This is a genomic window from Mesorhizobium sp. M0317 (assembly GCF_040321555.1).
Classification (GTDB): domain Bacteria; phylum Pseudomonadota; class Alphaproteobacteria; order Rhizobiales; family Rhizobiaceae; genus Mesorhizobium.
This window is the reverse complement of sequence record NZ_JAMYRV010000056.1, coordinates 1-18,595: the sequence shown is the minus strand read 5'-3', so window position 1 is coordinate 18,595 and position 18,595 is coordinate 1. Positions and strand designations below refer to the sequence as shown.

The 18,595-nt window shown below is 63.9% G+C and carries 11 protein-coding genes and 1 pseudogene; 9 read left to right on the top strand and 3 right to left on the bottom strand.

Annotated features, from left to right (window positions below; all coding sequences use genetic code 11):
- Positions 1-43: 43 nt before the first annotated feature.
- Positions 44-343, bottom strand: a complete 300-nt coding sequence (locus NKI88_RS28220) for an antibiotic biosynthesis monooxygenase family protein (RefSeq protein WP_352443928.1) — start codon at positions 341-343, stop codon at positions 44-46.
- Complete coding sequence (locus NKI88_RS28215) at positions 340-2,181, bottom strand: CHASE3 domain-containing protein (RefSeq protein WP_023707555.1); 1,842 nt, start codon at positions 2,179-2,181, stop codon at positions 340-342. The genes NKI88_RS28220 and NKI88_RS28215 overlap by 4 nt, the downstream gene beginning before the upstream one ends.
- 245 nt (positions 2,182-2,426) lie before the next feature.
- On the opposite strand from NKI88_RS28215, the gene NKI88_RS28210 reads away from it, so the two are divergent.
- The 9 genes and pseudogenes from NKI88_RS28210 (at position 2,427) to NKI88_RS28170 (ending at position 15,991) form a co-directional block, all read left to right on the top strand.
- Positions 2,427-3,680, top strand: a complete 1,254-nt coding sequence (locus tag NKI88_RS28210) for an aspartate kinase (protein ID WP_023707556.1) — start codon at positions 2,427-2,429, stop codon at positions 3,678-3,680.
- Positions 3,681-3,763: 83 nt separating this feature from the next.
- Entirely contained in the window at positions 3,764-6,034 is a 2,271-nt protein-coding gene (ptsP, locus tag NKI88_RS28205) for a phosphoenolpyruvate--protein phosphotransferase (RefSeq protein WP_023672972.1), read from the top strand.
- Between the two features lie 8 nt (positions 6,035-6,042).
- Positions 6,043-7,122, top strand: coding sequence for a peptide chain release factor 1 (gene prfA, locus NKI88_RS28200; protein ID WP_023672971.1), 1,080 nt, complete (start codon positions 6,043-6,045; stop codon positions 7,120-7,122).
- On the top strand, positions 7,115-7,993 hold the full coding sequence (gene prmC / locus NKI88_RS28195; RefSeq protein WP_352658708.1) for a peptide chain release factor N(5)-glutamine methyltransferase: 879 nt from the start codon (positions 7,115-7,117) through the stop codon (positions 7,991-7,993). Before prfA ends, prmC begins: the two co-directional genes overlap by 8 nt.
- Positions 7,994-8,324: 331 nt before the next feature.
- The gene (locus tag NKI88_RS28190; protein WP_352658706.1) at positions 8,325-9,275 is read left to right on the top strand and encodes a DUF4167 domain-containing protein; all 951 of its coding nucleotides are present in this window, start codon (positions 8,325-8,327) and stop codon (positions 9,273-9,275) included.
- Positions 9,276-9,483: 208 nt separating this feature from the next.
- The gene (gene clpB, locus NKI88_RS28185; RefSeq protein WP_023672968.1) at positions 9,484-12,090 is read left to right on the top strand and encodes an ATP-dependent chaperone ClpB; all 2,607 of its coding nucleotides are present in this window, start codon (positions 9,484-9,486) and stop codon (positions 12,088-12,090) included.
- 71 nt (positions 12,091-12,161) lie between these two features.
- Positions 12,162-12,518, top strand: a complete 357-nt coding sequence (locus tag NKI88_RS28180) for an MmcQ/YjbR family DNA-binding protein (protein WP_023685771.1) — start codon at positions 12,162-12,164, stop codon at positions 12,516-12,518.
- A gap of 292 nt (positions 12,519-12,810) precedes the next feature.
- Complete coding sequence (locus tag NKI88_RS28175; protein WP_352658704.1) at positions 12,811-14,328, top strand: L,D-transpeptidase family protein; 1,518 nt, start codon at positions 12,811-12,813, stop codon at positions 14,326-14,328.
- Between the two features lie 102 nt (positions 14,329-14,430).
- Positions 14,431-15,991: pseudogene (locus NKI88_RS28170) on the top strand (DHA2 family efflux MFS transporter permease subunit).
- Between the two features lie 173 nt (positions 15,992-16,164).
- Here the strand turns inward: NKI88_RS28170 and NKI88_RS28165 are convergent.
- A complete protein-coding gene (locus NKI88_RS28165; RefSeq protein ID WP_352658703.1) occupies positions 16,165-18,135 on the bottom strand; it encodes a M23 family metallopeptidase in 1,971 nt (656 codons plus the stop codon).
- Positions 18,136-18,595: the final 460 nt, after the last annotated feature.

The following is an 18,595-nucleotide window of genomic DNA, read 5'->3' as shown; positions in this document are numbered from 1 at the left end:
CAAGAAAGTCAAGGCCGGTTTTTGCGACTGCTGGCTAGTCGACCTATGGCCTCGAGATCACAATCGCCGCATGTTCCATCGCAACACTTGCGGGATCGATGGCCCGCATCGCTTCGCAATCGCCGATCTCGGCCATGATCCGGCCTGCGGCGGCGAGAGCCTGCTCGCGACTTCGCCAGCGCACCACATCGACCCATCCGCCATCGTCCCGCCGCGCCAGACAGCGGTTTACGAAACCAGGTTGCCGCGCCAGCCAGTCGGCGACCAGGTTGTTGGCGGCGGCAAAGCCCGCTTCCGCTCCAGGTTTGAGGCGAAAGGTGACGATTTCCAGGGCCTCGGTCATCTTGCGTCCAGCACGTCGCGCAATTTCGCCGCCAGCTGCTCGATGGTGAAGGGCTTGGCCAGGAAATGCACGTCATGGTCGAGCACGCCATTGTGGACGACGGCGTTCCTGGTGAAGCCGGTGGTGAAGATCACCTTCAGCTTCGGCATGCGCGCCAGCGCCTCCTCGGCGAGCTTGCGGCCATTCATCACCGGCATGACGATATCGGTGAACATGAGCGCCACACCAGGGTTGTCGCCCAGCTTTTCCAGCGCTTCCTGGCCGCTTGCGGCATGAATGACGGTGTAGCCGAGTTCGCGCATGGCATCCGTGGTGGAAGCCCGCACGCGTGGATCGTCCTCCACGACAAGGATGGTTTCGGTGACCGGCACGGCAGGATTTCCGGCTCGTTCCGAAGATATGGCGGCCTCTTCCGGGCCGAAGAAGCGCGGCAGGTAGATCCTGATCGTGGTGCCTTGGCCGGGTTCCGAGTAAATCTTGACGTGTCCGCCGGACTGTTTGACGAAGCCGAACACTTGGCTCAGCCCGAGGCCGGTGCCCTTGTCGACCGGCTTGGTGGTGAAAAACGGCTCGAAAGCCCGCTCCATGACGTCCGCCGGCATGCCGGCGCCGGTGTCGCTGACCGCGATCATCACATACTGGCCGGCTTTGACCTCGGCATGGGTGGCGGCGTAGCCCTCGTCGAGGTGGCTGTTGGCGGTCTCGATGGTCATCTTGCCGTCCTCGCCCATGGCGTCGCGCGCATTGACCGCCAGGTTGAGAATGGCATTTTCGAGCTGGCTCGGATCGGCATGGGTCTTCCACAGGCCGCCAGCCAGCACGGTTTCGATGCGGATGGTTTCGCCGAGCGCCCGCCGAAGCAGGTCCGACATGCCGGCGACCAGACGATTGGCGTCTACAACCTGAGGCGCGAGCGGCTGCTGGCGCGAGAAGGCAAGCAGCCGTGACGTCAAGTTTGCGGCCCGGGTCGCCGCATCGGTCGCCGCTTCGATGAATTTCATGATGTCGTGCTCGCCCCGCGTCAGCTTGCGCTGGGCGAGGTTCATGGCGCTGATGATCACCGCCAGCATGTTGTTGAAATCGTGGGCGATACCGCCGGTCAGCTGGCCCACAGCCTCCATCTTCTGCATCTGGCGGATCTGCGATTCGGCCTTTTCACGCGTCTGGATTTCGTTGCCGAGCTCGATGTTCTTGCGCATCAGCTCTTCCTGGGCGATCGCCACTGCGCGGAACCGGCGGCGCGAAAGGCGAACCGTGTAGGCGCCAAGCAGGAAGATCGCCAGCAGCGCCGCTATCGAGCCGATTCGCAGCCAGTTTTCGACCCGGTCGGTATGAGCGTCGCGCGCGGCGATGGCTGCGCCGCCAATGCGCCGGATCGTGTCCATGCTGGCCCGGATCTGGTCCATGGCGGCCTTGCCCTGGCCGCTGCGGACCAGTTCCAGAGCTTTTGCCGCATCGCCGCGATCGTAGAGTGCAATCGTCTCAGCCAATTCGGCCTGGTTTTGTGAAAGCGCGTCCTTGACGTGGTTGATCTGCTGCACGAGTTCGTCGTCCGGCGCGGTCATGCCGTGGATGCGGGCAAGCTGGCCCGGAATGGCGTCGACCGCCTGCCGATAAGGCTGGAGGTAGGATTTCTCGCCGGTCAGGAGATAGCCGCGCTGGCTGGTCTCGGCCTCCTGAGCCATCGCAAGCAAACCGGAAAGCAATTCCTGATACTCGACCGCCTCGCGCGCGGCCTCACGATTAGCTCTCTGGGTCTCGACCAGCACGGCGCGTGTGCCGACGATCAACGCCAGCACGGCGAAGCCGATGAACAGCGGCAGCGATTGCCACCGCATGGCGCGTCGAAGGCGAACAATCATTCGATATGCCGGACCAAAAGGAGTTTCCCGCGGGCAGCATTTGGTAAGCGGCGGCGGGGCCGAACGCAATATGCCGCGATCCTGAAGCCGGCATCCGCCGCCAGCCTTGCGAAACCGTGATCATTTGGCTAAGGAGGCGCGCATTCAGCGGCCGGCTTCTGTCGAGCGCTTACTTCCCCTTTCGGTCCTGGGCCGGCTTCAGTCAAAGGCATTTCGCTTCCATGGCGCGCATCGTGATGAAATTCGGCGGAACCTCCGTCGCCGACATCGCCCGCATCCGCAATGTGGCGCGTCACGTCAAACGCGAGGTCGATGCCGGCCATGAGGTCGCTGTCGTGGTTTCGGCGATGGCGGGCAAGACCAATGAACTGGTTGGCTGGACGCGCGAAGCCTCGCCCATGCACGACGCGCGCGAGTATGACGCCGTGGTCGCCTCGGGCGAGCAGGTGACTGCCGGCCTGCTGGCGATCACACTGCAGAATATGGGCGTCCATGCCCGCTCCTGGCAGGGCTGGCAGATCCCGATCAAGACCGACAACGCGCATGGCGCGGCGCGCATCCTCGAAATTGACGGCGCGTTCCTGATCAAGCGCTTCGGCGAGGGCCAGGTGGCTGTCGTCGCCGGCTTCCAGGGCATCGGCCCGGACAACCGCATCGCCACGCTCGGCCGCGGCGGCTCCGACACAAGCGCGGTGGCCATTGCCGCGGCGGTCAAGGCCGACCGCTGCGACATCTACACCGATGTCGACGGCGTCTACACCACCGATCCGCGCATCGAGCCGAAGGCGCGGCGGCTCAGCAAGATTTCGTTCGAGGAAATGCTCGAAATGGCCTCGCTCGGCGCCAAGGTCTTGCAGGTGCGCTCGGTCGAGCTTGCCATGGTGCACAGGGTGCGTACGTTCGTGCGGTCGTCCTTCGACGATCCCGATGCGCCCGGAATGGGGGATTTGCTCAATCCTCCGGGAACGCTTATTTGCGACGAGGAAGAGATCGTGGAACAGCAGGTCGTCACCGGAATTGCCTACGCCAAGGACGAAGCGCAGATTTCTCTGCGCCGCGTTGGCGACCGCCCGGGCGTTGCCGCCGGCATTTTCGGCCCGCTGGCCGAGGCCAACATCAATGTCGACATGATCGTCCAGAACATCTCAGAGGACGGCAAGTTCACCGACATGACCTTCACCGTGCCGTCCGGCGACGTGGACAAGGCGCTGGCCGTGCTGGAGCGTCTGAAGGCTTCGATCGGCTATGACGTGGTGCAGTCGGAAGCCGGCATGTCGAAGGTTTCGGTCATCGGCATCGGCATGCGCAGCCATGCCGGTGTGGCCGCCACCGCTTTCAAGGCGCTGGCCGACAAGGCGATCAACATCCGCGCCATCACCACCTCCGAGATCAAGATTTCGATACTGATCGACGGTCCCTACACGGAACTCGCGGTTCGCACTTTGCATTCCGTGTACGGTCTGGATAAGCAGTAGCGAGAGCGATTTGAGTTGTTGCGTGTGCGCCGGTGGCAGTGGAAACTGCGGCGGGCAAAATGCCCATTGGAGAAGAAGCCGCGATGCGTGATACGGCCAGTGGCCCGCGCGTTCTGCTGAAACGGCTCCGCGAGCTCATGCAGGAGCCGCTGGAGCCGCAGGAGCGGCTCGACCGGATCGTGCGCGACATCGCCTCCAACATGGTCGCCGAGGTCTGCTCGCTCTATGTGCTGCGCGCCGATTCGGTGCTCGAACTCTATGCCACCGAAGGTCTGAACCCGAACGCCGTCCATTTGGCGCAGCTGCGGCTGGGGCAGGGCCTCGTCGGCACCATTGCCGCCAGCGCGCGGCCGCTCAACCTCTCCAATGCGCAGGAACATCCGGCCTTCGCCTACCTGCCGGAGACCGGCGAAGAGATCTACAATTCCTTCCTCGGCGTGCCGGTACTAAGGGCAGGGCGCACGCTCGGCGTGCTGGTGGTGCAGAACAAGACCATGCGCCACTACCGCGACGACGAGGTCGAGGCGCTGGAAACGACCGCCATGGTGATCGCCGAGATGATCGCCACCGGCGATCTCGCGCGCCTGACCCGGCCCGGCCTCGAACTCGACCTGCGCCGTCCCGTCAGCTTTACCGGCCTGTCCTTCAACGAGGGTGTCGGCCTCGGCCATGTCGTGCTGCATGAGCCACGCATCGTCGTCACCAATCTGTTCAACGAGGACAGTGAGGAAGAGGTGCGCCGGCTGGAGACGTCGCTCGGTTCGCTCAGGCTTTCCATCGACGACATGCTGGAGCGGCGCGATGTCGCCTTCGAGGGAGAACATCGCGAGGTGCTCGAGGCGTATCGCATGTTTGCCAACGACCGCGGCTGGGTGCGCCGGCTGGAAGAGGCGATCCGCAACGGCCTGACGGCGGAAGCGGCGGTGGAAAAGGTGCAGAGCGACATGCGCGCCCGCATGCTGCACATGACCGATCCTTATTTGCGCGAGAGGATGAGCGACTTCGACGATCTCGCCAACCGGCTGCTGCGCCAGCTGATGGGGCGCGGGCCTGACGACGTCGCGGCGTCACTGCCGAAGGATGCCATCCTGGTCGCGCGCTCGATGGGCGCGGCCGAACTGCTTGATTATCCCAGGGACAAGCTGCGCGGCGTGGTGCTGGAAGACGGCGCTGCCACCAGCCATGTCGTCATCGTAGCGCGCGCCATGGGCATTCCGGTCGCCGGCCAGATGAAGGGCGCCGTTTCCATGGCGGAAAACGGCGATGCCATCATCGTCGACGGCGAGGAAGGCACCATCCATCTGCGGCCGCAGCCCGACCTCGAAGCTGCCTATGCCGAAAAAGTGCGCTTCCGGGCGCGCCGGCAGGAAGTCTACCGGGAACTGCGCAAGAAGCCGTCGGTGACCAAGGACGGCGTCCAGGTCGACCTGCTGATGAATGCGGGCCTGGCCGTCGACCTGCCGCAGCTGGCCGAGGCGGGTGCGGCCGGCATCGGCCTGTTCCGCACCGAATTGCAGTTCATGGTCGCCTCGACCTTCCCGCGCGCCGAGGCGCAGGAGCGGCTCTACCGCGACGTGCTGGACGCGGCGCGTGGCAAGCCGGTCACCTTCCGCACCATCGACATCGGCGGCGACAAGGTGCTGCCCTACTTCAAGGGCGCTGTCCAGGAAGAAAACCCTGCGCTCGGCTGGCGCGCGATCCGGCTGACGCTCGACCGGCCGGGTCTGCTCAGGACCCAGATCCGCGCTCTGCTGAAGGCCTGCGGCGGGCGCGAACTGAAGCTGATGCTGCCGATGGTGACCGAGCTCGGCGAAATCGCCCAGGCGCGCGAGATCATCGACCGCGAAGTGCGGCATCTCTCCCGCTTTGCCCACCATCTGCCGACCAGCCTCAAGGTGGGCGCCATGCTGGAAGTGCCGTCGCTGCTGTTCCAGCTCGACGAGTTGATGAAGGCGGTCGATTTCGTCTCGGTCGGCTCCAACGACCTGTTCCAGTTCGTCATGGCGGTCGATCGGGGGAACACGCAGCTCTCCGACCGCTTCGACACGCTGTCGACGCCGTTCCTGCGGGTTCTGAAGCAGATCGCCGACGCCGGGGTTCGCAACCACACGCCGGTGACGCTGTGCGGCGAGCTTGCCGGAAAACCCATTTCCGCCATGGCGCTGATCGGCCTCGGCTACCGCTCGATCTCGATGTCTCCAGCCTCGATCGGCCCGGTCAAGGCGATGTTGACCGAACTGCCACTGGAGGAATTGGAGGCTTTCTTTGCCGACAATCTGATGGCGCCAGCTCAAGGGCTGCCGATGCGGGCGCTGCTGCAGGCCTTCGCCGACGACCGCTCCATCCCGCTATAGCATTAGCCATGGTCAATCTTCCCCGCGAGCGTATGGATCAGGTCGTCAAGCGTTTCGAGATGCTCGAAGCGCAGATGTCGGCCGGCCCGGCAGCCGATGCCTATGTGAAGATGGCTTCCGAATATGCCGAGCTGCAGGACATGGTGGCCAAGGTCAGGGAACTGCGCTCAGTCGAGCGCGAGCAAGCCGACCTCGAGGCGATGCTTGCCGACAAGGGCACCGACGCAGAGATGCGGGCCCTGGCGGAGGCAGATTTGCCGGGCGTCGAAGCGCGAATCGAAGAGCTGCAGAAGGACATCCAGATCCTGCTGTTGCCCAAGGACGCGGCCGACGACAAGAACGCCATCCTTGAAATCCGCGCCGGCACCGGCGGCGATGAGGCGGCATTGTTCGCCGGCGACCTGTTTCGCATGTATGAGCGCTATGCCGCCGAACGCGGCTGGCGCTTCGAGACGGTGTCGGCCAGCGACGGCGATGCCGGCGGCTTCAAGGAAATCATCGCCACCATTTCCGGTAGGGGCGTCTTTGCCCATCTGAAATTCGAATCCGGCGTGCACCGCGTGCAGCGCGTGCCGGCGACCGAGGCCAGCGGGCGCATCCACACTTCGGCGGCGACGGTGGCCGTTCTGCCGGAAGCCGAAGAGGTCGACATCGACATCCGCGCCGAAGACATCCGCATCGACACGATGCGCGCCTCGGGTTCGGGTGGCCAGCACGTCAACACCACCGATTCGGCCGTGCGCATCACCCATTTGCCGACCGGTATCATGGTGGTGCAGGCGGAGAAGTCGCAGCATCAGAACCGGGCGAAAGCCATGCAGATTCTGCGTGCGCGGCTTTACGACCTCGAGCGCAGCAAGGCGGACGAGGAGCGCTCGGAGTCACGCAAATCGCAGGTTGGTTCGGGCGACCGTTCGGAGCGCATCCGTACCTACAATTTCCCGCAGGGCCGCCTTACCGACCATCGTATCAACCTGACGCTCTACAAGCTCGACCGGGTGATGATGGGCGAGCTCGATGAGGTCATCAATGCGCTGATTGCCGACCATCAGTCGAAGCTGCTCGCCGATATTGGCCTCGATGGCTGACATGTTGCCCGGCGCGCTCGGGCCGTTGTTGCGGGTGGCGCGGGAGCGGCTTGCCGCGGCCGGCCTTCCCGACCCGGCGCTGGATGCCAGGCTGATCGTCGAGCATTTTTCCGGCACGGACCGTACGCAGGCGATCGCCGACCCGCAACGGACGGTCGATGCGGGTGCGGTTGCCGCAATCGGCGCTGCTCTGCAGCGCCGCATGGCCGGCGAACCGGTGCACCGCATCCTCGGGTTTCGCGAGTTTTACGGCCTGCGGCTGTCGCTGTCGCCGGAAACGCTGGAGCCGCGGCCGGACACCGAAACGCTGGTCGAGGCGATCCTCCCTTTTGCCGGCGCGACGGCCGAAAGGCTGGGGCTATGCCGTATCCTCGATCTCGGCACCGGTACCGGCGCGATTGCGCTGGCGCTGCTCAGCGCGGTTCCGGCCGCGACCGCCACCGGGGTCGATGTTTCACAAGACGCGCTGGCAACCGCGATACGCAATGCCGAGCAACTCGGACTCGCCGGCCGGTTCGTGGGGCTGCAGTCCGACTGGTTCGAAAAAGTTTCGGGCCGATACCATGTAATTGCCGCAAACCCTCCCTATATACCGTCTGGAGACATTGGAAATCTGCAGGACGAGGTCCGCGATTTCGATCCACACAGAGCCCTTGATGGCGGTGTGGACGGTCTTGGCCCTTACAGGATCATCGCCGCCGAGGCGGCAAAGTTTCTGGAAGCAGAAGGCAAGATAGCGGTCGAGATCGGCCACACGCAGCGCAATGAGGTCAAAGACATATTCGCGGCAGCCGGCTACAGGCTGGCCGGGGCATTTGTCGATCTTGGCGGAAACGACAGGGTTCTTATGTTTGAACAGGGAAAGCCTTGACGCAGTGCAAAAAAGCGCTTGGCAATGCCGGGGAATGCGGCTAGGGTCCGCCCTAACCGGATGAGACGAAGCAGGCAGTGCTCTTAGCGATTCGGTTTTCCTTGGAAATAGCTGCCTTCTTGCGCAAACGACGCCCAAGCTTCGTGCGGGAATCGTCCGGCAAGTGATGTAACCGGAACAGGATGACACGTGGCGCCAACGCAATTGATGCGGGCGAACGCCGGTGAAGAAACGAAACGGCTGGCTGCATGAGCGCCTCCGTTCGTGAAACGTTTTTCGAAAATTTCAAAATGAAGAGAGTCTTATGAGGCCACAACAGCAGAACAGGCGCATGCGCGGTCGCAACAACAATGGCGGCGGCGGTGGCAACAACAATAACAACAACAACAACCGCAAGGGCCCAAATCCCCTGACGCGCAACTACGAGAGCAACGGCCCGGACGTGAAAATCCGTGGATCGGCTCAGCAGATCGCCGAAAAATACGCCACTCTGGCCCGTGATGCGCAAAGCTCCGGCGACCGGGTTATGGCGGAAAATTACCTCCAGCACGCCGAGCACTACAACCGCATCATTGCCGCCGCACAGGCGCAGATGCCGATCCAGAATGCCCCGCAGAACCGCGACGAATTTGACGACGATGAAGATCGCAACGATTTTGACAATGCCGGCAGCGGCAATGGCGGCGAGACGCAAGCGCCGATGGCGAACCACGGCAACGGTCCGCAGCCGACGATTGAGGGCACGCCGGCCGAACTCGCATACGGCCAGGAAAACGACCGCGAGAACAACAGTGGCCGTGACAATAATGGCCGTGACAATAATGGCCGCAACAACAACGGCCGCGACAACAATGGCCGCAACCGTGACCGCCGCCCCAATGGCGGCTATGGCCAGAACGACCAGCGTGGCGAGCAGAACGGCCAGCGCGGCGACCAGCAGCGCTTCACCGAAACCCCGGCACAGGCGGAAACCGTTTCCGCGGTTGAGCCCGAAGCCGAGAGCGGTTTCTCCGAGCGGGCGCCGCTGTACGAAAACCTGTCGCCGGCGGCTCTTGCCGCCCGGGCCGAACTCAATGAGGCAGCCGCCGAGAGCGGCGCTGCCCGTCGCCCGCGGCGTCCGCGCCGCCCGCGCAACAATGCCGATCAGGTCGGTGACGAACAGTCTGGTGGTGGCCAGGTGGTGGATGGCGCCGGCGAGACCGCTGCCGCTATTGACGTGGTGGATGCGGCGCCGGCCGAAAGCCCTGCCGGCGACCCGTTCGCCGTCGACGCCAACAACTGACCCACAAGACATAAGTCGATGAAACGGCGGAGAGAAATCTCCGCCGTTTTCGTTTGCTCGGCCATGCAATATCATCAGCCGGACGTCTTGAGCGGCAATGGCTTGCGCCCCATATCTGGCGTGAACTGGACCCGGCTCGGATGAGCGGGTCCGTCACCGCAATCTGATCCGGTGCCGCAAAGCGGGCCGGTGATGGAAGGAGACAGATATGAACCTCGAGAAATACTCCGAGCGCGTCCGCGGATTCATTCAGTCCGCCCAGACCATGGCGCTCTCGCGCAATCACCAGCAATTCACTCCCGAACATATGCTGAAGGTCCTCGTCGATGACGACGAGGGGCTGGCCGCCTCGCTGATCGAGCGCGCCGGCGGCAACGTGCGCGACGTCAAGCTTGGCGTCGAGACCGCCCTTGAGGCCATGCCCAAGGTGGAAGGCGGCAACGGCCAGCTTTATCTGGCGCAGCCGCTGGCCAAGGTGTTTTCGACCGCCGAGGAATTGGCCAAGAAAGCCGGCGACAGTTTTGTCACGGTCGAGCGGCTGCTGCAGGCGCTGGCGATGGAGAAGTCGGCCAAGACGGCCGATATCCTGTCCAAGGCCGGCGTCACAGCGCAGGCGCTGAACCAGGTGATCAACGACGTCCGCAAGGGCCGTACCGCCGATTCGGCGAGCGCCGAGCAGGGCTATGACGCGCTGAAGAAATACGCGCGCGACCTCACCGCCGATGCCCGCGCCGGCAAGCTCGACCCTGTGATTGGCCGTGACGACGAGATCCGCCGCACCATCCAGGTGCTGTCGCGGCGTACCAAGAACAACCCGGTGCTGATCGGCGAGCCGGGCGTCGGCAAAACGGCGATCGCCGAAGGTCTGGCGCTGCGCATCGTCAATGGCGACGTGCCCGAATCGCTGAAGGACAAGCAGTTGATGGCGCTCGACATGGGCGCGCTGATTGCCGGCGCCAAATATCGCGGCGAGTTCGAGGAGCGGCTGAAGGCCGTGCTCAACGAAGTCACCTCGGCGGCCGGCGGCATCATCCTGTTCATCGACGAGATGCACACGCTGGTCGGCGCCGGCAAGGCCGATGGCGCCATGGACGCTTCGAACCTGTTGAAGCCGGCGCTGGCGCGCGGCGAACTGCACTGCGTCGGCGCGACCACGCTCGATGAATACAGGAAGCATGTCGAGAAGGACGCGGCCCTTGCCCGCCGGTTCCAGCCGGTCTTCGTCAACGAGCCGTCGGTGGAAGATACCGTGTCGATCCTGCGTGGCCTGAAGGAGAAGTACGAGCAGCACCACAAGGTGCGCATCTCGGATTCGGCGCTGGTCGCGGCGGCGACCTTGTCCAACCGCTACATCGCCGACCGTTTCCTGCCGGACAAGGCGATCGACCTTGTCGACGAAGCCGCATCGCGGCTGAGGATGCAGGTCGATTCCAAGCCCGAGGCGCTGGACGAAATCGATCGCCGCATCATGCAGCTCAAGATCGAGCGCGAGGCACTGAAGGTCGAGAAGGACGAGGCGTCAAAGGACCGGCTCGCGCGTCTCGAAAAGGAACTCGTCGGCCTCGAGGAGGAATCGACCGAGATCACCGCCAAATGGCAGTCGGAGAAGCAGAAGCTTGGCCTCGCCGCTGACCTCAAGAAGCAGCTCGACGCGGCCCGCAACGACCTCGCCATTGCCCAGCGCAAGGGTGAATTCCAGCGCGCCGGCGAGCTTGCCTATGGCAAGATCCCGGAACTGGAAAAGAAGCTGAAGGAAGCCGAAGCCCAGGACGGCAAGGCCGGCATGGTCGAAGAGGTGGTCACGCCCGACCACGTCGCCCATATCGTGTCGCGCTGGACCGGCATTCCGGTCGACAAGATGCTGCAGGGCGAGCGCGACAAGCTGCTGCGCATGGAAGACGAGATCGGCAAGCGAGTCGTCGGCCAGGGCGAAGCGGTACAGGCGGTGTCCAAGGCCGTGCGTCGTGCCCGGGCCGGGCTGCAGGATCCGAACCGGCCGATCGGCTCGTTCATGTTCCTCGGACCGACCGGCGTCGGCAAGACCGAACTGACCAAGGCGCTGGCCAATTTCCTGTTCGACGACGAGAGCGCCATGGTGCGAATCGACATGTCGGAATACATGGAGAAGCACTCGGTCGCCCGGCTGATTGGCGCGCCTCCCGGCTATGTCGGCTATGAGGAAGGCGGCGCGCTGACCGAAGCGGTGCGGCGCCGGCCCTATCAGGTCGTGCTGTTCGACGAGATCGAGAAGGCGCATCCGGATGTCTTCAACGTGCTGTTGCAGGTGCTCGACGACGGGCGGCTGACCGACGGGCAGGGCCGCACGGTCGACTTCCGCAACACGCTGATCGTCATGACGTCGAACCTCGGCGCCGAATATCTGGTCAATCTCGGCGAAGAGCAGGACGTCGATGCCGTGCGCGACGAGGTTATGAGCGTGGTGAGAGCCTCGTTCAGGCCGGAGTTCCTCAACCGTGTCGACGAGGTGATCCTGTTCCACCGGCTGCGCCGGCAGGATATGGGCCGCATCGTCGAGATCCAGCTCAAGCGGCTGGAAAGCCTGCTCGCCGACCGCAAGATCACACTGTCGCTCGACCAGGATTCGATCGACTGGCTGGCGGCGAAGGGCTACGACCCGGCCTATGGCGCGCGGCCGCTGAAGCGGGTGATGCAGAAGGACCTGCAAGATCCGCTGGCGGAAAAAATCCTGCTTGGCGAGATACTCGACGGCTCGACCGTCAAGGTCACCGCCGGCTCCGACCGGTTGAATTTCCGGTCCAGGCCCACTGTGGTGCCGACCGACGCGGCAGCCTGATCCAACGCCGCGCGTCCGACCGGACGCGCGGCATTTTCTTATGAAACAACAATCCTTTGACGGGGGTGCAGATGACGCTGGACGACTACAACAGCTTCTGCGCCTCGCTGCCGCAGACGACGCATGTCGTGCAGTGGGGCGGGGCCGATGTCTGGAAAGTCGGTGGCAAGGTCTTCACCATCGCCGGCCATGACCGGGAGGGTGGCGTCTTCGTCACCTTCAAATGCTCTGAAATGGCTTATGACGTGCTGAAGGATCAGCCCGGCTGCCGGCCGGCGCCCTATCTCGCCTCGCGCGGCATGAAATGGATCCAGCGTCAGACAAGCCAGAGCATGGATGATGATGCGCTGAAGGACTATCTCGGCGAAAGCCACCGCCTCGTCGTCCTCAAGCTGACGAAGCAGACGCGCAAGGAATTGGGCCTGTAGCAACCAGTAATCCGCCATCTTCATGCCCGGTTCATGTTGGAAAGCTTATGTTGTGGTTTGCTGGCGAAGGGGTTTGCCTGCAGGCTTTTGAGGATCAGGGCGTTCCTTGCGCATCCAAACGGTGGCGAGAACGTTCTGGTGGGAACACTGCCGGGCGGCGGCAATTACGCATGACCCCGAAAATCGAAATTCGATTTTCGGAAAGGATCATGCGCAGACATGAAGTGTTACAGCGTCCTTTGCGCGTCCAAACGGACGCGCGGCGCTGTAAGTACCGGAGAGTTTGACCACCATGTTCCGCACGATCCTTGCCTTTTCGGTGCTCGCCGCCGGGCTGCTCACGTCCAGCGCCATGGCATCGCCGACTGTGGACAACGCACTGCCGGCCGTCCGCGCCGCCGATAGCGGCGGCATTGTGCTTGCCCAGGACGGCAATCTCGACATCTATTACGACGCCAGGGGCAACCGCGTCATCGTCGATGCCGAGACCGGCAAGGTCATCGCCATCCAGCCGCCGCAGACCAGGCTCGACCGCCGCGCGCTGCGCCGGGAAATGCGGGCACGTGAGCTTGGACGCGCACCGGTCGAAGACGACGACCGCTACTATCTCGACGATCCCGAAGACATGGCGCGTTTCCGCCGCAGGCAACTGGACGATCAGGGACGAATCCCCGGCCCGCCGGTTGATGAATACGATCCTGAAAGCGACAGATTCCTGGGGGCCGCTCCGCAGGATGATGCCAATGACAGCGACACCTATCCGGAAGCGCCGAAATCCGCTGAACCGCGGCCCGTCAAGCGCAAGCCGCTGAACGAAGCCTCTATCGATCCCGCCGAACCGGCGGCGCCCGCCGACCAGGGCGCGCTGCCGCCGAAAGCCGGTGGCAAGACCGTGGTCGATCCCTCGCTTTCACTCGGCGCACGCCAGGATGTAGCGGCCTTGCAGGTGCTGCTCGACCGCGCCGGCGCTTCACCCGGCGTCGTCGACGGGCGCTTCGGCTCCAATGTCGACAAGGCGCTTGCCGCCTACAACCAGATCACCGGCAGCAATCTGCGCTCGACCGACGCCGTAGGCATCCAGGCTGCGCTGGCGCAAACCGGTGGCGATGCTTTCGCCAATTATACGATCACGCCTGAGGACGCGGCCGGGCCTTATGTCGCCTCGATACCGGAAGATTACAGCCAGAAGGCGCAACTCGACCGCATGGCTTACACCTCCGTCACCGAAGCCTTGGCCGAACGCTTCCACATGGATGAGAACTACCTGAAGGGGCTCAATCCCGAGGCCGACTTCAGCCGTCCCGGCACCATCATCAAGGTCGCCAATTTCGGCAAGCTGGTGGCGACGCCGGTTGCCCGCATCGTCGCCGACAAGGACAAGAAGCAGGTGTTCGCCTATGACGCCGGTGGCAAGCTGGTCGCGGCCTATCCGGCCACCATCGGTTCAGCCGACACGCCCTCGCCGACCGGCACCCATACGGTGTCGCGCGTGGCGCTCGATCCTAACTACACCTACAACCCCAGCATCAATTTCAAGCAGGGCCAGAACGACAAGATCCTGACCATCCCGCCGGGTCCGAACGGCCCGGTCGGCTCGGTGTGGATTGCGCTGGACAAGCCGACCTATGGCATTCACGGCACGCCCGATCCCTCCAAGATCGGCAAGACCGAAAGCCATGGCTGCGTGCGCCTGACAAACTGGGATGCGCGTGAACTGGCCAAGCTGGTGTCGCCGGGCGTCACCGTCGAGTTCGTCGGCGGTCCCTCGGCCGATGATATTGCGGAGCAAGTGAGCGCTCCAGCGCAGTGATATCGGCCTGCCCATAAGGCAGGCCGATATCCAAAGCTGGATTCATGAGCGCAGGGTGCTGGCTGGTTGTTGCCGGCCCGCAACAAGTCTAAGCAGACGCTCATGAAGTCTCCGAGCGAAGCCGCAGCCGTTCCCCTGACCAGGTCGCTTTCCAACGGTACATTTTGCCCGCAGTCGCAGCGCAAGTTCGTGCTGGTAGCGGCGATCCTGGCGTCAGCGCTCGGCTTCATCGACGGGTCGATCCTGGCCATTGCCATGCCGGCAATGCGCGTCGACCTCGGCGCCAGCCTGGCCGAGGTCCAGTGGATTTCCAACGCCTATGCGCTGACGCTGTCGGCGCTGCTTCTGGCCGGCGGCGCCGCCCGCGACCGGGTTTGGCCTCAGGCGCGCCTTCGTTGCCGGCATTGCGCTGTTCATCGTCGCTTCGCTGGCCTGCGCGGTGGCGCCGAATGCGCTGGTGCTCATCGCCTTTCGCGCCATTCAGGGCATTGGTGCGGCGATCATGGTGCCGGGCAGCCTCGCCATTATCGCCAAGGCCTATCCGAAGAAGGAGCGCGGCCGGGCGATCGGCATCTGGGCCGCCGCCTCGGCGCTGACGACTGCGCTCGGTCCGGTGCTCGGCGGCTTCGTTCTGTCGGCCTTTGGCGGCGGTATCTGGCGGGCGATCTTCGCCGTCAACCTGCCGCTCGGGCTGATCTCGATCTATCTCCTGCTGGCCAAGATTCCCGCCGACGCGCCGACGGAGCAGCGAAGCCTCGATCTCGGCGGCGCCGCTCTCGCCACGCTTGCCTTCGGGGCGCTTGCCTACGGACTGACCTCGATGAGCGCCGAAGGCAGCGGGCTGATGTCGGGGCCGAGCATCGCCGCAGGCGCCGTGCTGCTTATCATCTTCATCGTCTTCGAGCTTCGGCAGCGCGAGCCGATGATCGATCTCAAGCTGTTTCGGATCGGCGCCTTTGCCGGCGCCAACCTCGCCACCTTCTTCCTGTATTTCGCCCTGTCGGCCAATCTGTTCTACCTGCCGATGCTGTTGATCGCCGGATGGGGGCTGAACACCAAAGAGGTCGGTTTCATCTTCCTGCCGCTGTCGGCGTCGATCGCGCTGCTGTCGGGTCTCGTCGGCCAGTGGTCGGATCGCATCGGTCCGCGTTTTCCGATCGCCAGCGGCTGCCTGGTGGTCGCCATCGCCTTTGCCGGGCTGGCTTTGCTCACTCATGCCGGCATGCACAATTTCTGGACCGGTATCTTTCCGCTGATGGCGGTGATGGGGCTCGGCATGGCGCTGGTGGTGTCGCCGCTGTCGACGGCGGTCATGACCGCGGTCGAGGACAAGGATACCGGCGCCGCTTCCGGCATCAACAATGCGGTTTCGCGCATTGGCGGGCTGATTGCTGTGGCGGCGATGGGCTCGCTCGCGGCCTGGGTCTATTCGACGATGCTCGATACCAGCGTCAGGCCGGGCATTCCGGGGTTCGGAGAACCGGCATTGGCCGGCCTGGCGCCAGACCTTGATGCAACACGGCTCGCCGCCAGCGATGCGGCGTTCGCGGCCGTGTCGACAGTGACGGCCGTGCTTTGCCTCCTTGCCGCTGTTATCGCCTGGGCCACCGTTTCGGGGCAAAAGCTGCCTTGGTCACGAGCCGAAGAGGAGCAGTCGACCTGATTCGGAGCCGACCCGATTCGGAATGCTCTGATGGGGCGATTATGATTCGCCGGCGTCGAGTGTGACGGCTTAAAGCGCGTCGCGCTGAAACGGATTCATACGACGCGCTTTAAGTCTTTGTTTTGACACATGTCCTTGTCCCAGAGCCGCGGCACACTTCTGGGCGACATGCATTAGCCTTCGATCTTGGCGCTCGCGACCTTCAGCGGATTGCTGTCTTCCTGCTTGAGCAGTTCATCGATGCGCTCGCGCTCGCGCTTGAAAGCGACCAGGTCGTCGCCCTTCAGCACCTTGCCGACCGGCAGGCGCACGCGCATCGGGTCGACCTTGGTGCCGTTGACGATCAGCTCGTAGTGAAGATGCGGACCGGTGGAGAGGCCGGTCTGACCGAGGAAGCCGATGGTCTGGCCCTGGCGGACATGAACGCCCGGTTCGATGCCTTTGGCAAAGGCGCTCTGGTGATTGTAGGAGGTCTCGTAGCCATTGGCATGGCGGATGATGATCTGCTTGCCGTAGCCGCCGGCCCAGCCGGCCTTTTCGATGGTGCCGTTGCCGGCGGCGATGATCGGCGTTCCGATCGGCGCCGCCCAGTCGACGCCGGTATGCATGCGGACATAACCGAGGATCGGATGCCGGCGGGCGCCGAAGCCGGAGCGGAATTTCCCGGCCGGCAGGGGATTGCGGAGCAGGAACTGCTCGGCGCTCGATCCGTCCTCGTCGAAATAGTCGGTCGAGCCGTCCTGCATCTGGAAGCGGTAGAAATTGCGTGTCTGGCCGCCGAAGGTCGACGAGACATAGAGCAGTTCCGATTCGTCGGAGGCCTGGTCGTCGCCGTCCGGCTGCGAGAACAGCACGTCGATGCGGTCCGATGGATTGAGCCTGGACTGGAAGTCGACGCCGGAGGCCAGGAGCTTGACCAATTGCTGGGTCAGCTTCTTCGACATGCCATAGGAATAGGCGGCGCGGTAGATGCCGTCATAGACGTTCGGCAGATTGCCGCGCACCACCACCGGCGCCGACGAATCATCGAACGCGGTCAGCAATTCGGGGTTCGGCTCCGGTTCCTGCGCCGGCACATACTGGCCGCGGTCGTCGAGCGCGATGGTGACGATGTGCGTTGTCTTGTCATAGACGCTGGTGCGAACGACCTTGGCGGCGTCGCCATGTACCTCGAGCCCGACGCGCAGCACGGTTCCGGTCTTCAGCGCCGGTGCGTTGAGCAGCTTGCCGATCGCCTCCGCCATGCCGGTGGCGTCATCGCCCGTATAGCCCGAATCAGCGAAAGCCTCGGCAATGTCGCGGTCCCTGGTGAAGGGAATGATTTCCTCGGCGAAAGCCGGGGTCTGGTCGTCGAGCGCGACGCGCGGCGCCACCGAGACGTTTTCCGGCACGATCTTGACGTCGTAGGAGCCGGCCATCGATTCGGCGAAGGCATCGCCGAATCGCTGCGGGTCGACATAATGCAGCGAGGCGACCTGCACGGCGCCGTCGCTGAGGTCGGTGCCGGCTTCGCGCACCACTTTTTCCACCTCGTCGGCGGACAGGTCGCTTTTTTCATCGAAGGAGGCCGTCTCGACCGGGAAATCGACCGTCTTGAGGCTCATCTCGCTTTCGACCTTGGCGCCGTAGATCTGGCCGCCAACCGCGGAGGCCATCGCCGGCTGCGCCGGCGTCGAGTCGCCATCGTCGCCGAACACCTGCATCGGGTCGAAAGGCGGATAGGCGCGGTTGGTGGTGTGGCCGGCGGCCAGCGCCATCTTGATCTGCACGAACGGCATGGTGTGGATAACGTCGCGGTCACCGACCTTGGTCACCATCGACACTTCCATGCGCCGGCGGTCCTTGGCCTTGGCGATCTGGCGCGGCGCCACCAGCCTGGTGGTCTTGGCGACCTCGCCGGAATCGCCGCCGCTTTCGAGCTGGGCCAGTTCGGCGATTTCGGGCGGGGTTGCCAACTGCTGGCGGCCGTCAAGGGCGGCAAACAACGCCACGCCCATCAGCACACTCGAGGTCACGCCGGTAAGAAAGGTGCCCGACAGCCAGCGCGCCGAAACCTCGCGCCGGTCGGGCGGGCCGCTGCGGCCATCCGCGATCAGCGGCGGCTCATTGCCGAGTTCGGCTATGACATCTTCCGTGTCTGGCATCCAGAAAGGCTGCTTCTTCCCCGGGCGGAACGGCTTTTCGCTTCTGTTGGGCCATGACATTTGCCTGTCACGGCGAGTGAAGTCAACGAAGCGGCGAAATCCCCACGCACACGCTCTGTTTTACAGCCCCTTACAGAGAGGCGACTTTATCCTCTTATAGGAGCCTCCTAAATCCTCTTGTAGGAGGGTCCGAACCGGTGATGCGCAGACCCCGCTTTGGCTCTTATAGGAAGGCACCTTGCGGGCCGCGCCGAGCCCTTCTTTGTTGGCCTTGGTGTCGAACGGCAATGCGGCGGCAATAGGGCTCCTTTTTGGCAACGCCAATGTTCCCTTGGGGCAGTCCGCCGGCGCCAAAACTTCTGTCGCAAAAAGTTCAAAAACATCGTCGATGACTGTTGACAGTTCTGGTTGGTGGCGACTATATACGCCTCACGAACGAGGGCGGTGCGCCGCTGGCGGC

Excerpts from the sequence above, each read along its gene's own strand:
- prfA (WP_023672971.1), top strand. The coding sequence starts at position 6,043 with ATGGTCAATCTTCCCCGCGAGCGTATGGATCAGGTCGTCAAGCGTTTC.
- prmC (WP_352658708.1), top strand. The coding sequence starts at position 7,115 with ATGGCTGACATGTTGCCCGGCGCGCTCGGGCCGTTGTTGCGGGTGGCG.
- NKI88_RS28215 (WP_023707555.1), bottom strand. The coding sequence starts at position 2,181 with ATGCGGTGGCAATCGCTGCCGCTGTTCATCGGCTTCGCCGTGCTGGCG.
- NKI88_RS28165 (WP_352658703.1), bottom strand. The coding sequence starts at position 18,135 with ATGCCAGACACGGAAGATGTCATAGCCGAACTCGGCAATGAGCCGCCG.
- NKI88_RS28210 (WP_023707556.1), top strand. The coding sequence starts at position 2,427 with ATGGCGCGCATCGTGATGAAATTCGGCGGAACCTCCGTCGCCGACATC.
- ptsP (WP_023672972.1), top strand. The coding sequence starts at position 3,764 with ATGCGTGATACGGCCAGTGGCCCGCGCGTTCTGCTGAAACGGCTCCGC.
- NKI88_RS28220 (WP_352443928.1), bottom strand. The coding sequence starts at position 343 with ATGACCGAGGCCCTGGAAATCGTCACCTTTCGCCTCAAACCTGGAGCG.
- NKI88_RS28190 (WP_352658706.1), top strand. The coding sequence starts at position 8,325 with ATGCGCGGTCGCAACAACAATGGCGGCGGCGGTGGCAACAACAATAAC.
- clpB (WP_023672968.1), top strand. The coding sequence starts at position 9,484 with ATGAACCTCGAGAAATACTCCGAGCGCGTCCGCGGATTCATTCAGTCC.
- NKI88_RS28175 (WP_352658704.1), top strand. The coding sequence starts at position 12,811 with ATGTTCCGCACGATCCTTGCCTTTTCGGTGCTCGCCGCCGGGCTGCTC.
- NKI88_RS28180 (WP_023685771.1), top strand. The coding sequence starts at position 12,162 with ATGACGCTGGACGACTACAACAGCTTCTGCGCCTCGCTGCCGCAGACG.